The 13022-nt window shown below is 69.9% G+C and carries 15 protein-coding genes; 12 read left to right on the forward strand and 3 right to left on the reverse strand.

The window, feature by feature from the left end:
* The first annotated feature begins 112 nt into the window (after nt 1-112).
* Genes VV02_RS07190 through manA form a run of 4 tightly spaced genes read left to right on the forward strand, consistent with a single transcriptional unit; the run spans nt 113 to nt 3432 of the window.
* Nucleotides 113-439, forward strand: a complete 327-nt coding sequence (locus VV02_RS07190; RefSeq protein WP_052590738.1) for a DUF2516 family protein — start codon at nt 113-115, stop codon at nt 437-439.
* On the forward strand, nt 436-1236 hold the full coding sequence (locus VV02_RS07195) for an alpha/beta fold hydrolase (protein ID WP_245633011.1): 801 nt from the start codon (nt 436-438) through the stop codon (nt 1234-1236). The genes VV02_RS07190 and VV02_RS07195 overlap by 4 nt, the downstream gene beginning before the upstream one ends.
* Nucleotides 1233-2279 (forward strand): zinc-binding dehydrogenase, encoded by a 1047-nt coding sequence (locus tag VV02_RS07200; protein WP_052590740.1) that lies wholly within the window; start codon nt 1233-1235, stop codon nt 2277-2279. Before VV02_RS07195 ends, VV02_RS07200 begins: the two co-directional genes overlap by 4 nt.
* 10 nt (nt 2280-2289) lie before the next feature.
* The gene (gene manA, locus VV02_RS07205) at nt 2290-3432 is read left to right on the forward strand and encodes a mannose-6-phosphate isomerase, class I (protein ID WP_052590741.1); all 1143 of its coding nucleotides are present in this window, start codon (nt 2290-2292) and stop codon (nt 3430-3432) included.
* 68 nt (nt 3433-3500) lie between these two features.
* On the opposite strand, the gene VV02_RS07210 is transcribed toward manA, so the two are convergent.
* Nucleotides 3501-4292: a class I SAM-dependent methyltransferase gene (locus VV02_RS07210; RefSeq protein ID WP_157063308.1), complete on the reverse strand. Its 792-nt coding sequence runs from the start codon at nt 4290-4292 to the stop codon at nt 3501-3503.
* 52 nt (nt 4293-4344) lie between these two features.
* On the opposite strand from VV02_RS07210, the gene mshA reads away from it, so the two are divergent.
* The 3 genes from mshA to VV02_RS07225 are packed head-to-tail and all read left to right on the forward strand — an operon-like array spanning nt 4345 to nt 6910.
* On the forward strand, nt 4345-5649 hold the full coding sequence (gene mshA, locus VV02_RS07215; RefSeq protein ID WP_052590744.1) for a D-inositol-3-phosphate glycosyltransferase: 1305 nt from the start codon (nt 4345-4347) through the stop codon (nt 5647-5649).
* Nucleotides 5646-6140, forward strand: coding sequence for a YbjN domain-containing protein (locus tag VV02_RS07220; RefSeq protein ID WP_052590746.1), 495 nt, complete (start codon nt 5646-5648; stop codon nt 6138-6140). The genes mshA and VV02_RS07220 overlap by 4 nt, the downstream gene beginning before the upstream one ends.
* A 26-nt stretch (nt 6141-6166) precedes the next feature.
* Nucleotides 6167-6910 carry a phosphoglyceromutase gene (locus tag VV02_RS07225; protein WP_052590748.1) on the forward strand — a complete coding sequence of 248 codons (744 nt, stop codon included), beginning with the start codon at nt 6167-6169 and terminating at the stop codon, nt 6908-6910.
* 73 nt (nt 6911-6983) lie between these two features.
* Here the strand turns inward: VV02_RS07225 and phoU are convergent, their stop codons facing one another.
* Nucleotides 6984-7655: a phosphate signaling complex protein PhoU gene (gene phoU / locus VV02_RS07230; RefSeq protein WP_052590750.1), complete on the reverse strand. Its 672-nt coding sequence runs from the start codon at nt 7653-7655 to the stop codon at nt 6984-6986.
* Between the two features lie 196 nt (nt 7656-7851).
* Here phoU and VV02_RS07235 point away from each other — a divergent pair, with 196 nt between their 5' ends.
* Together VV02_RS07235 and VV02_RS07240 are read left to right on the forward strand one after the other, a co-directional pair.
* Complete coding sequence (locus VV02_RS07235; protein WP_245633012.1) at nt 7852-9189, forward strand: sensor histidine kinase; 1338 nt, start codon at nt 7852-7854, stop codon at nt 9187-9189.
* A complete protein-coding gene (locus VV02_RS07240; protein WP_052590752.1) occupies nt 9186-9869 on the forward strand; it encodes a response regulator transcription factor in 684 nt (227 codons plus the stop codon). Before VV02_RS07235 ends, VV02_RS07240 begins: the two co-directional genes overlap by 4 nt.
* 105 nt (nt 9870-9974) lie before the next feature.
* On the opposite strand, the gene VV02_RS07245 is transcribed toward VV02_RS07240, so the two are convergent.
* Nucleotides 9975-10532, reverse strand: coding sequence for a hypothetical protein (locus VV02_RS07245; RefSeq protein ID WP_157063309.1), 558 nt, complete (start codon nt 10530-10532; stop codon nt 9975-9977).
* Nucleotides 10533-10760: 228 nt separating this feature from the next.
* Here VV02_RS07245 and VV02_RS07250 point away from each other — a divergent pair, with 228 nt between their 5' ends.
* From VV02_RS07250 to ispF, 3 genes are read left to right on the forward strand one after another with little or no spacing between them, the layout of a single operon-like run.
* Nucleotides 10761-11243, forward strand: coding sequence for a CarD family transcriptional regulator (locus VV02_RS07250; protein WP_052590756.1), 483 nt, complete (start codon nt 10761-10763; stop codon nt 11241-11243).
* Nucleotides 11244-11298: 55 nt separating this feature from the next.
* Entirely contained in the window at nt 11299-12513 is a 1215-nt protein-coding gene (ispD, locus tag VV02_RS27395) for a 2-C-methyl-D-erythritol 4-phosphate cytidylyltransferase (RefSeq protein WP_342667823.1), read from the forward strand.
* A complete protein-coding gene (gene ispF / locus VV02_RS07260) occupies nt 12506-13006 on the forward strand; it encodes a 2-C-methyl-D-erythritol 2,4-cyclodiphosphate synthase (RefSeq protein ID WP_052590758.1) in 501 nt (166 codons plus the stop codon). Before ispD ends, ispF begins: the two co-directional genes overlap by 8 nt.
* The last annotated feature ends 16 nt before the right edge of the window (nt 13007-13022 follow it).

Here is a 13022-nt window from a genome sequence, read left to right on the forward strand (position 1 = left end):
ACCGGACGTCACCAGTGTCGCCGATGCCACCCACACGGTGCGAGGCCGACACCGACGAGTGTCCGCCAGCGTGGTTGAGGTCCGAACCCGGCCCGGCACGTACTCTTGCGTCATGGTCGATGGTTTGTGGCAGGTACAGAACCTCGTGGCGTTGGTGCTCGGCATCGCGCTCTTCGCGATGCAGGTCTACGCGTTCGTCGATGCCCTGCGCCATCGGGAGGATGCCTACCGTGCAGCGAGCAAGCTCACCAAGACCTGGTGGTGCGCCATCACCGGTGTCTGCGCCGCGCTCGGCCTTCTGAGCATCACAAACCCGCTGCAGATCTTCGAGATCATTGCTGTGGTCGGTGCGGCGGTCTATCTCGCCGATGTCCGTCCCGCCCTCCAACGCGTCATCGGCCGCGGTGGCCGCAATGAGGGCCCCTACGGCCCGTGGTGAGTGTCGCCCCACACACGCTGACCTCGATCCTGCCGACCCGAGAGGGCGGCCTCGAATACCTTCTGACCGGATCCGGTTCTCCCACCACAGTTTTCGCGCACGGACTCGCCGGATCGATCGACACCACGCGACCATTCGGCAGTGCCGTCTCCGGCACCCGAGCCTTCTTCCACTTCCGGGGCCACGGCGCCTCCTCCTCACCCGAGACACCCTGGACGTACGCCGCCCTCGCCACTGAGCTGCGCGCGGTCGCCGATCATGTCGGGGCTACTCGAGCCCTCGGCGTGAGCATGGGTGCCGGCGCCCTGTGCCACTGGCTGGCCAAGGAGCCGGACCGGTTCGAACGCGTCGTCCTCGTCATCCCGGCCGTGCTCGACACGCCTCGTCAGGACGCGGCCCTCGACCGGCTGCTGCGCATGGGCGAGCTGGCCGACGCACGCGACGTCGACGGGGTGACCGATCTCCTCCTGGAGGAGCAGCCCGAGACGGAGCGCAACAGGGCCGCGGTGCGAGCATGGTGCCGGTCGCAGGCCGAAACCATCGTCCGCACCGACGTGAGCCGGGCCCTGCGGACCATCCCGCACGAGGTGGCGATGACGTCCCGCGAAGCCCTCACCGGCGTACACGTGCCGGTCCTGGTCCTCGCGCAAGAGGATGATCCGGCGCACCCCGTGTGGGTCGCGGAGCAGGCAGCGGACCTCCTGCCGGAGGCGACGTTGGAGGTGCTGCCGCCGGGAGGGATCCTGTGGAGGCACCGCGCACACGTACGACAGCTGATCGGAGACTTCTTCGCATGAAGGCCACACTCATCCACGGTCCGGGCGACATCCGTCTCGAGGACGTTCCGGACCCCACGCTCGTGCAGGACACCGACGCCGTCGTACGCGTGGTCGCGGCCTGCGTGTGCGGCTCGGACCTGTGGCCCTACCGTGGCGAGAACCCCGTCCACGAGCCCCGCCGCATCGGGCACGAGTTCGTGGGTGTGGTCGAGGAGGCCGGTGCAGGCGTACGCAGCCTCAAGGCCGGCGACTTCGTCATCGCGCCGTTCATGTACTCCGACAACACCTGCCCCAACTGCGAGGCAGGCATCCAATCTGCTTGTGTCGCAGGCGGATTCTGGGGTGACGAGGACCGCGACGGCCGTCCGCTGGACGGCGGCCAGGGCGAGCTCGTACGCGTTCCGCAGGCTGACGGCACGCTCGTCTCCTTGCGCGATCAGCCGGATGAGGAGCACGTTCCGTCGCTGCTCGCGCTCTCCGATGTGATGGGCACGGGCTGGCACGCCGCCGTCGTGTCCGGGGTGTTGGAGGGCGACACGGTGGTCGTCGTCGGTGATGGAGCGGTCGGGCTGTGCGGCGTCCTCGCGGCGACGCGCCTGGGCGCCGAGCGGGTCATCGCAATGTCTCGTCACGAGTCACGCCAGCAGGTCGCCCGTTCGTTCGGGGCGACGGATGTGGTGGCCACCCGGGGCGAGGAAGGTGAGCACGACGTCCTTGAGCTGACAGCCGGCGTTGGTGCTGATGCGGTGCTGGAGTGTGTCGGTACGGGTCAGGCGATGCAGACGGCCCTCGCGGTCGCGCGGCCGGGTGCGACGGTCGGCTACGTCGGTGCTCCGCACGGCGTCGAGCTGCCGGTGCGCCAGATGTTCAACCGCAACGTGGGTGTGGCCGGCGGGCTCGCCCCGGCTCGGCAGTACCTTCCCGCGCTGCGTGACGACGTGCTGTCTGGAGCCATCAATCCTGGTGCCGTGTTCGACCTCGACCTGCCGCTCGCCGATGTGGCCGAGGGCTACCGCGCCATGGACGAGCGGCGCGCCATCAAGACGTTGCTGCGCCCCTGAGGACACCACGATGGATCAGCTGACTCCGGTCATCCGCAACTACGCCTGGGGCTCCCACGACGAGCTCGCGCGACTCACCGGTCGTCCGCACCCGACCGCCGAGCCGGAGGCCGAGCTCTGGATGGGCGCGCACGAGGGCGCGCCATCCGGGCTCGAGCGCGACGGCGTGGCGACGACGCTCGACCAGGTCGTCGCTGCCGACCCGGCCGCAGTCATCGGTCCCGACGTCGCCGACCAGTTCGGCGGTCGGCTGCCGTTCCTGCTCAAGGTGCTCGCGCCCGTCAAGGCGCTGTCGATCCAGGCTCACCCCAACGCGACCGAGGCTCGCGAAGCGCCTGCCGGCACCTACATCGACGACTGGCCCAAGCCGGAGGCGTTCGTCGCCGTGACGCCGTTCGAGGTGTTCGCCGGGACGCGGCCGTTCGACGAGATCGCCTCTCTCGCAACGCGTTTGGATGTCGCTCGTCTGAGTGAGCTGGTGGGCGAGGCAGCCGCCGCGGAGACACCGGCGTACGACCTCCTGCGACGGATCCTGGACGTGCCTGCCGACGAGCACTCCGGGCTGGCAGACGAAGTCGTCGCCGCGGCGCAGCGGCTCGGGTCGTCGGACCCGGACGCTGCGACCCTCGCGGCGGTCGTCCGGATCGCCGGGCAGTTCCCGGGCGATATCGGCGTCGTCGTGCTGCTGACCATGGCCTTCCAGGTGGTCGACCCCGGCAAGTACGTCTTCGTGCCGGCGGGCGTGCTGCACGCCTATGTCCACGGCGTGGCCGTCGAGATCCTGGCCAACTCCGACAACGTCGTCCGAGCAGGCCTGACACCCAAGCAGATCGACGTACCCGAGCTGCTGCGCATCGTCGACGTCGACCGGCCGATGGTGCCCGAGACCGGCACGGTCGAGGACGGGTGGACGACGTTCCCGGCCGACGCGTCGTACTTCCGGCTTCGGCTCGCGACTCTAGGGACCGCTGGACTCGCCGTGCCCGGCGACGGCCAGCCTCGAATTTTGTTGGCACTCAACGGATCTGCGCGGTTGACCGGTGCGGGCGAGCTCGAGCTGGCCAGCGGCGAGTCGTGCTTTCTTGCACCGGGTGACCAGGTCCAGGTCGCCGGCGACGCGACCGTCTACCTCGCGTCACCCGGGCTCGACTGACCCTCTCGGCAAAAGTTGCCCCCGAGCACATGCATGCGTGTGCTGATGAGCAACTTTTGCCGGGAGGGTCAGAGGGTGGAGACGGCGTCCCAGGCGACGGTGACCTCGCCCAGCCGCCACCGGCTGGGTCCGTCCAGCAGGGGCCAGCCCTCGTCCCGGAGGGCTGTCGCCGTGGCCCGAAAACGCTGGCGGGCGCCGTACGACGCGTGCGGACTCGACCTGGCCCACGCAGTACGCAGCGCCTCCAGGTAGGCGTGCACCCGCTCGCCCGGGACGTTGCGGTGGATCAGCGCCTTGGGTAGCCGCTCGGCTACCGCGGCGGGGTCATCGAGTGCGGCCAGCCGCAACGACAAGGTCAGCGAGATCGGACCGGTGCGGTCGACCGCGACCCACGTCGCCAGCCGCCCGACCTCGTCGCAGGTGCCGTCGACGAGCAGGCCGTCCGGAGCGAGCCGGCTTTGCAGCCGCGCCCAGGCGTCCGGAACCTCGCCCTCGTCGTACTGCCGGAGCACGTTGAACGCCCGGATGATGTTGGCGTCACGTCCGTCGAGCGGCACCTCGAAGCCGCCGAGGCGGAACGAAAGGCCCTGGTGCTCAAGCGCTTTGGCGGCCCCGACTCGCGCCGGGTCGATCTCGATGCCGACCACCTCGAGGTCGGCGCGCACCGGACGCAGGCGGTCGTACAGCTCGACGGCGGTGGTGGGGGACGCGCCGTACCCCAGATCGACGACGACGGGTGGAGTCGGCGACCGGCGGAGCCGCCAGGCTTGGGGGCCGGCCATCCAGCGGTCACAGCGGCGCAACCTGTTGGGGTTGGTGGTGCCGCGGGTGATGGCGCCCACCGGCCGCTGGCTGCTCACGGGCGCCACCGTAAACGAGGCGCTCCCGGCGCTGCGTGGGACACTCGCAGAGATGAGCGTTCAACCATGCCCACGCCGGGTCGCGATGATCAGCGTGCACACGTCGCCGCTGGAGCGGCCGGGCACGGGTGACGCTGGAGGGCTCAACGTCTACGTCGTCGAGACGGCCAAGCACTTGGCCCGGGCCGGTGTGGAGGTCGAGGTCTTCACCCGTCGTACGACCGCGGCGCAGCCGGAGTCCGTCGAGCTGATGCCCGGGGTCCTGGTCCGCCACATCGATGCCGGCCCGTTCGAGGGTCTTGGCAAGGACGACCTGCCAGGGCAGCTGTGCGCGTTCACCGTCGGCGTCCAGCGGATCGGTGCCGCGCAGCCCGAGGGCTACTACGACCTCGTGCACTCCCACTACTGGCTCTCCGGGCAGGTCGCCTGGCTCGCCGCCGACCGCTGGCAGGTGCCGCTCGTGCACTCGATGCACACGATGGCCCGCGTCAAGAACGCGCTGCTGGCCGAGGGTGACCGGCCCGAGCCGCCCGGGCGTGAGATCGGCGAGGAGCAGGTCGTCCGCGCCGCCACCTGGCTGGTCGCCAACACCGACCGCGAGGCCGATGAGCTGATCGACCTCTACGACGCGGCGCCCGACAAGGTGCGCGTCATCTCACCCGGCGTCGACCTGGAGACCTTCACTCCGGGCGAGCAGGCCGAGGCGCGCGCCGCCCTCGACCTGCCCGCCGACGCCGAGGTGCTGCTGTTCGTCGGCCGGATCCAGCCGCTCAAGGCGCCCGACGTGCTCGTCCGCGCCGCCGCGCACCTGCTCGAGCAGGACCCGGGGCGCCGCGACCGGCTGGTTGTGGCCGTGCTTGGCGGACCGAGCGGCTCCGGCCTCGACCATCCCGAGGCGCTCGCGGACCTCGTCGACGAGCTGGGGCTGGGCGATGTCGTACGCCTGGTGCCGCCGGTCTCGCGCGATGCCCTCGCCCAGTGGTACCGCGCCGCCGACCTGCTCGCCGTGCCCTCGTACAACGAGTCGTTCGGGCTCGTCGCCATCGAGGCGCAGGCCTGTGGCACTCCCGTGGTGGCCGCGGCGGTCGGTGGCCTGCCGACCGCGGTGGGCGACGGGGGAGTGCTGCTCGACACCCACGACCCCAAGGAGTGGGGCGCCGCGATCGCCGAGCTGCTCGACGACCCGGCGCGCCGCCGTGCCATGTCTGCGGCCGCGCTCACACACGCGGCGGCGTACGGCTGGCAGCACACCACTGATCAGCTCCTGGAGCTGTATCGCGCTGCGTGCCATGCGGATTCGAGTGCAAGCCCCAAGTCGCAGCACCTGACCGGCGTGCCCGCGGCGGTGATCCCGTGAGCGATGTTCCGGCCATCATCGAGGCGTTCTTGAAGGATGCCGAGATCGAGTGGGAGCCCGGTGCGTCCGACGGCGAGTACGTCGTCACACTCCCCGGCGAGCGCAAGCTCAAGACGGTCGCGTCGCTGATCATCGGCGACCAGGGGCTGTCGGTGTCGGCGTTCGTGGTGCGCAACGCGGATGAGAACCACGAGGCGTTCTACCGCTACCTGTTGCGTCGCAACCTGCGCCTGCCCGGGCTCGGCTATGCGATCGACAAGAGCGGCGACGTCTATGTCGTGGGGCAGCTGCCGCTGGAAGCCGTCACGCCGGCCTACCTCGACCAGCTGATGGGCGTGCTCCTGGAGGCGAGTGACAACGCGTTCAACGAGCTGCTGGTCCTCGGCTTCCGCACGTCGATGCAGAAGGAGTGGGACTGGCGGATCTCGCGTGGCGAGTCCACCCGCAACCTCGAAGCCTTCCGCCACCTGTTGGAGCACGACGACTCCTGAGGGAGCGGCATCTCTAGACTTCGGGCATGACCTACACGCTTGTCCTGCTGCGCCACGGCGAGTCGGAGTGGAACGCCAAGAACCTGTTCACCGGCTGGGTGGACGTCGACCTCACCGAGAAGGGCCGCGCCGAGGCCGTGCACGGCGGCGACCTGATCCGCGAGGCCGGCCTGACCCCCGACGTTGTCCACACCTCCCTGCTGCGTCGCGCGATCTCCACGGCCAACATCGCCCTCGACAAGGCCGACCGGCACTGGATCCCGGTCAAGCGCGACTGGCGCCTCAATGAGCGGCACTACGGCGCCCTCCAGGGCAAGAACAAGAAAGAGACCCTCGAGGAGTTCGGCGAGGAGCAGTTCATGACCTGGCGACGGTCGTACGACACCCCGCCGCCGCCCATCGAGAAGGGCTCCGAGTGGAGCCAGGACGCGGACGTCCGGTACGCCGAGCTCGGCGACGAGGCGCCGCTCACTGAGTGCCTCAAGGACGTCATCGAGCGGTTCCTGCCCTACTGGGAGTCGGCGATCGTGCCCGACCTGAAGGACAGCAAGACCGTCCTTGTCGCGGCGCACGGCAACTCGCTGCGCGCCCTGGTCAAGCACCTGGACGGCATCTCCGACGACGACATCGTCGGCCTCAACATCCCGACCGGCATGCCGCTGGTCTACCGCCTCGATGAGTCGCTGAAGCCGACCGTCAAGGGCGGGGAGTACCTCGACCCCGATGCCGCCAAGGCCGCTGCCGAGGCCGTGGCCAACCAGGGCCGCTGACCCGACGCCTGAGCCCAGACAGCCGAACGCCCGCCCGGATCAGATCCGGGCGGGCGTTCGTGGACCCCCGTGGTCAGGCCTGGTGGATGAGCCCCTCGTCCTCGGTGCCGTAGCTGCCGGTCACGAGGTAGACGATGCGGTCCGCCACGGAGACGGCGTGGTCGCCGAAACGCTCGTAGTAGCGGCTGATCAGCGTCAGGTTGACGGCCGCCTCAGTGCCGTGATCCCACTTGCCGTCGAGCAGGGTGTTGAAGATCGTGCGGTGCAGCTCATCGAGGGCGTCGTCGTCCTTGGCGATCTCGACGGCTGCGTGGACGTCCTTGCCCGCGATCGCATCGCCGGTCTTCTTGACCAGCCCCTCGGCGACCTTCTCCATCTCGGAGATGATCGAGGCGACGTCCTCCGGCACCGCACCCTCGGGGTAGCGACGGCGCGCGATCTTGGCAACGTGCCGGGCCAGGTCGCCCATGCGCTCGATGTCGGAGGCCATGTGCATCGCCGTGACGACCATCCGCAGGTCGGTGGCGACGGGCTGCTGGCGGGCGAGCAGGTCCACACAGCGGTCGTCGACGGTGCGGCGCAGCTCGTCGATGTCGTCGTCGGCGGCGATGACGCTCTCGGCGATGCCGAGATCGGCGTTCAGCAGGGCCGCTGTGGCGCGCTGGATGGCCTTGCCGACCATGGTGGTCATCTCGACGAGCTCGTCCGAGATGCGATCGAGGTCCTCGTGGAACGCATCGCGCATAGTGGTCCATCATCCTTCGGTGTGGGGCCAGCGACGTGCCGCAGCCAGCAGTGGCGCCCCGAACGGCGCGCTCGGGGCAGACGATCTCAGCATGGCATGAACGGTTATCGGACCCTAGATGAACAGTCAGCGTCTCCGGCGCCACCGGACGGCTCAGTGGTCAGGGCACCGGTAAGGCGCCCGTACATTGGTCGGCGTGTCTGACCTCGGTATGACGCTGCTGTGGCTGCTCGTCGGCGTTGCCGTCGGCGCCCTCGGCGCCTGGTTCGTCGTACGCCGTGCGCGCCCGTCCGTGCCGGCCACGACTGCTCGTTCGGCGGCACAGGGCGGCAACAGCCTGCGCCCTGGCGCCCAGGACGTCCTGCACGCGCTGCGTTCGGTGACGATGGTGCTGGACAGCTCGGACTGCGTCATCCGCTCCACCCCAGCGGCTCAGGCGCTCGGCCTGGTCCGGGGCTCGGAGCTGATGCACGAGGAGCTGCGGTTCCTGGTCCGGCAGGTTCGCCGTGACCGGGTCATCCGTGAGGTCGAGATGGAGCTGCCGCGCGGCCCGCTCGGCCAGGGGCGGCTGACGCTCGGGGTTCGGGTCGCGGCCATGCACGGTGACGTGGTGCTGGTGCTCGTGGAGGACCGCACCCACTCCCGCCGGGTCGAGGAGACCCGCCGCGACTTCGTCGTCAACGTCAGCCACGAGCTCAAGACGCCGGTCGGGGGTCTGTCGCTGCTCGCCGAGGCCGTCGAGGACGCGAAGGACGACCCCGAGGCCGTCGCGCGGTTCGCGATGCGGATGCAGGTCGAGACGCGGCGGCTGGCCAACCTCGTACGCGAGATCGTCGAGCTGTCCCGGCTGCAGGTCGCCGACACCCTGCACGAGCCGATCCTGGTCGACGTGTCCCGGGCTGCATCGGACGCGATCGACCACCTTCGAGTGGTCGCCGAGGACCGCGAGATCGAGCTGGTCAGCGCCACCAACGGCGACGGTCCACCCGTCGTCTACGGCGATGCCGAGCTGCTGACCACGGCCATCCGCAACCTGGTGGCCAACGCCGTCAACTACTCCGACTCGGGCACGCGGGTGGCCACGACGGTCCGCCGCCTGGACGACATCGTCGAGGTGTCCGTCACCGATCAGGGCCCGGGTATCCCGGCCGAGGACCAGGACCGGATCTTCGAGCGGTTCTACCGCGTCGACCCGGCTCGCTCTCGAGAGACCGGCGGCACCGGTCTCGGGCTGGCCATCGTCAAGCACGTGAGCGTCAATCACGGTGGCGAGGTCACCGTCTGGAGCGAGGAGGGCCAGGGCTCGACCTTCACCATCCGGCTCCCGGCTGCTGACGCGAGCCAGACTGGGCTGGAGCCGAAGGACGACGAGGCTGATCCGCCCAACCCGTTCGACCCAGCTGCCCTCCCCACGACGTCCGCCGGCGCGACGAGGGTCGCGACCGTCGTACCGGGCTCTGCGCGCACCGCACCGGCGCAGCCGCCCACTGAGTCTGACCCGCCTGTGTCCCCCCGAGGAAGGACCCACGCATGACCCGCATCCTGGTCGTCGAGGACGAAGAGTCCTTCTCAGACCCGCTGTCCTACCTGCTGCGCAAGGAGGGATACGACGTCTCCGTCGCCGAGACCGGCCCGGACGCGCTGGTCGAGTACGACCGTGGCGGAGCCGACCTCGTCCTGCTCGACCTCATGCTTCCGGGCATGTCCGGGGTCGACGTGTGCCGCAACCTGCGGCAGCGCTCCAACGTGCCGGTCATCATGCTGACGGCGAAGGACACCGAGGTCGACAAGGTGGTCGGGCTCGAGCTGGGCGCCGACGACTACGTCACCAAGCCCTACTCCAGCCGTGAGCTGCTCGCCCGCATCAAGGCCGTGCTGCGACGCGGTCAGGAGGCCGAGGAACTGCTGCCGGCCACGCTGGAGAGCGGGCCGGTCCGGATGGATGTCGAGCGGCACACGGTCGCGGTCAACGGCGGCACCGTCCAGCTCCCGCTGAAGGAGTTCGAGCTGCTCGAGATGCTGCTGCGCAACGCCGGCCGGGTGCTCACCCGGATGCAGCTGATCGACCGCGTCTGGGGCAGCGACTACGTCGGCGACACCAAGACGCTGGACGTCCACGTGAAGCGGCTGCGCGCCAAGATCGAGCCCGACCCGGGCAATCCGAAGTTCATCGTCACGGTGCGCGGACTGGGCTACAAGTTCGAGACCCCGTAGGCGCTGGACCGACAGTGCAAGCCGCGTCGCTACCCGGATTGCGGTAGCGACGCGGCTTGCACTGTCGGCCAGGAACGTGACCCGGCCGAGGTCGTACGACGGGTGTCAGTGGCCGCCGGCTTCGGCGACGTCGCCCTGCTCGGTCGGCTGCTCGTCGGGCGCGTGCGTAACGGTGGCCGTGCCGTAGGGGTGCTGGTCGAGCAGGACCGGCGTCTGGACGGCCGTCGTGCCTGCAGGGGTCTTGAAGCTGATGGTGAGCATCGCACCGGGCGCTGTCGTCACCGACGCGATCTTGAGCGGCGCGGAGGGGGCCGTGGAGTTGCCGGACGGCTGGCCATCGAGGCGGACGGCGCTCAGCCCGGGCACGGAGATCGTGCCGGCCTTGCCACCCTGCGGCTGGATGCTCAGCTGGGCGGGAGCCTCGCCGTTGTTGGTGACCATGCCGTGGAGGGAACCGACCGTCCCCTTGCCCGAGGTCACGACGAGGAGGTCGGAGACCTGAAGGTCGCCGACGGTCGCGGAGACGCCGTCGGCGGCGTCGTACTTGAGCTCGGTGGTCTGCTGCGACAGGGACATGCAGCTGCTGAGCAGGACGGCGGCGCCGAGCGCTCCGGCGCTGGCGAGGGCCCGCGCACGACGGGGACTGGTGGCTGGACGCATCACGCGCGTCAGCCTAGCGGGCCTACGGGGCGTGTAGTACGTCGGCCGCAGCCTGGCACGCGCGTGACGGATGTGCCGTGTGTCACCGCGCGCGGAACACGAGAAGTGGCTTCTGTCAAGGTTGTGACTGGTGGCTGTGGACCGGGCCATTAGGCCTCTGACCTGCACAAACGATTCAAGACCCCTGTGAATCCGTGGTATTCTGGGGGTCGCGAAAGGGGCAATTACCATATGGCTTTCAAGGTCGGCGAGACGGTCGTGTACCCGCACCACGGGGCGGCCCTCATTGAAGAGATCAACGTTCGCAAGATCAAGGGAGAGGACAAGTCCTACCTCAAGCTGAAGGTCGCCCAGGGCGATCTCACCATCGAGGTCCCAGCCGAGAACTGTGATCTCGTGGGCGTGCGTGACGTCGTCGGCAAGGAGGGCCTGGACAAGGTCTTCCAGGTACTGCGTGCCGACCACACGGAGGAGCCGACCAACTGGTCCCGCCGTTACAAGGCCAACCTCGAGAAGCTCGCCTCCGGCGACGTGATCAAGGTTGCCGAAGTTGTCCGCGACCTGTGGCGTCGCGATCAGGACCGCGGCCTGTCCGCCGGCGAGAAGCGCATGCTGGCCAAGGCCCGTCAGATCCTCGTCTCCGAGCTCGCGCTCGCTGAGCACACCAACGAGGACAAGGCCGAGGCCACCCTCGATGAGGTCCTCGCTTCCTGACCTCGCAGTACCCAGAACACCGGAAACGCCCGCGACTATGGTCGCGGGCGTCTTCGTGTCCGCAGCACAACAGGAGGTGGCGGTGAGCGTGGTCGGTGTCGTCGTGGTGGCCGGTGGTCTCGGGACCCGGCTGGGAGCCGACCGGCCCAAGGCGCTGGTGGAGATCGCGGGCGAGCCGTTGGTCGTCCATGCCGTACGCCGGGCTGCCGCGGCAGCGGGCGTACGCCAGATCGTCGTGGTCGTCCCCGCCTCGCACCGTGCCGAGTTCGCGGCGCTGCTGCCCGAGGGCGTGACGCTGGTCGAGGGTGGCGCCGAGCGCACCGACTCGGTCGCTGCCGGCCTGGCCGCTCTGGTGCCCGAGGTCGAGGTCGTCCTGGTGCACGATGCCGCGCGGGCGCTGGCGCCGACGGCGCTGTTCGATGCCGTGAGCGCAGCCGTGGCGGCCGGCTCGGACGCGGTGGTGCCGGGTCTGCCGGTCGTCGACACCGTCAAGCAGGTCGACGAGGCGGGTCAGGTGGTGGCGACGCCCGATCGCGCGACGTTGCGGGCGGTGCAGACGCCGCAGGGGTTCAGCCGCTCAGCGCTGGCTCGTGCGCACGCGGACGGGCACCAGGCGACGGACGACGCGGCGCTCGTGGAGCGGCTCGGCGGGCGCGTGCACGTGATCGACGGTGACCATCTCGCCCTCAAGATCACCCATCCTGCCGACCTCGACGCAGCCGAGCGACTGGCTGCCCCGGCTTCCGGCGGCCCGGTCCTGATCGTGCTCGGCGGCCTGCCGGGCGTCGGCAAGACGACGCTCGCGCGGGCGCTCGCCAGGCGTACGCCCCTCACGCACCTTCGGGTCGATACCGTCGAGACGGGTCTGCGCCGCGTCGGAGCGACCGACGTGCCGGCGGCGGCGGGTTACGGCGTGGCCTATGCGATGGCCGGCGATCAGCTCGACCTCGGGCAGTCCGTGATCGCCGACACCGTCAACCCGCTCCCGGTCACGCGCGAGGCTTGGCGAGGGGTGGCCGACGAGCACGATGCGCGGGTCTTCGAGATCGAGCTCATCTGCTCCGACACCGCCGTGCACGAGCGCCGGGTGACCGAGCGCGTACCCGACATCCCCGAGCACATCGATCCAACCTGGCAGCAGGTGCAGGACCGCGACTACGCCGAGTGGCAGCCGGACCTGCGCCTCGACACCGCGTCGGCCACGCCCGAGGAGCTCGCGGCGACCGTGCTCGCCGCGCTGCGTCACGTGGGACGATCGGGGCGTGACTGACCTGCCGCGTACCGGGATCGGGGTCGACATCCACGGCTACGCCGATGACGACCGCGCTCTCCACCTCGCCGGGCTGGTGTGGCCGGGCGAGCGCGGCATCGAGGGTCACTCCGACGGTGACGTCGTGGCGCACGCGATCTGCGATGCGCTCTTTTCTGCCGCCGGCCTCGGCGACCTCGGTCAGCACTTCGGCACAGGTCGACCCGAGATGGCTGGCGCACGTGGCGTCGACATGCTGGCCGAAGCCCGAAAGATCCTGCAGGACAACGGGTTTCGTATCGGCAACGTTGCGGTTCAGGTCATCGGCAACCGGCCGAAGCTCGGCCTGCGACGCGATGAGGCGCAGCTCGTCCTCGGTGACGCGCTGGGCGGCGTACCCGTCTCGTTGTCGGCCACGACCGCCGACGGCCTCGGGCTGACCGGTCGTGGTGAGGGCGTGGCCGCGGTCGCCACCGCCCTCGTCGTGGCTCACCCGGAGTCGTTCGTCGGCTGACGGCCACGAAGCCGAC

Origin of the sequence: Luteipulveratus mongoliensis (assembly GCF_001190945.1) — a bacterium.
In the GTDB taxonomy this organism is placed as follows: Bacteria; Actinomycetota; Actinomycetes; order Actinomycetales; family Dermatophilaceae; genus Luteipulveratus; species Luteipulveratus mongoliensis.

What these genes read in the sequence shown, in the direction of transcription:
- VV02_RS07190 (WP_052590738.1), top strand. Translation starts at nt 113, where the DNA reads ATGGTCGATGGTTTGTGGCAGGTACAGAACCTCGTGGCGTTGGTGCTC.
- mshA (WP_052590744.1), top strand. Translation starts at nt 4,345, where the DNA reads ATGAGCGTTCAACCATGCCCACGCCGGGTCGCGATGATCAGCGTGCAC.
- VV02_RS07240 (WP_052590752.1), top strand. Translation starts at nt 9,186, where the DNA reads ATGACCCGCATCCTGGTCGTCGAGGACGAAGAGTCCTTCTCAGACCCG.
- VV02_RS07250 (WP_052590756.1), top strand. Translation starts at nt 10,761, where the DNA reads ATGGCTTTCAAGGTCGGCGAGACGGTCGTGTACCCGCACCACGGGGCG.
- VV02_RS07200 (WP_052590740.1), top strand. Translation starts at nt 1,233, where the DNA reads ATGAAGGCCACACTCATCCACGGTCCGGGCGACATCCGTCTCGAGGAC.
- manA (WP_052590741.1), top strand. Translation starts at nt 2,290, where the DNA reads ATGGATCAGCTGACTCCGGTCATCCGCAACTACGCCTGGGGCTCCCAC.
- VV02_RS07225 (WP_052590748.1), top strand. Translation starts at nt 6,167, where the DNA reads ATGACCTACACGCTTGTCCTGCTGCGCCACGGCGAGTCGGAGTGGAAC.
- phoU (WP_052590750.1), bottom strand. Translation starts at nt 7,655, where the DNA reads ATGCGCGATGCGTTCCACGAGGACCTCGATCGCATCTCGGACGAGCTC.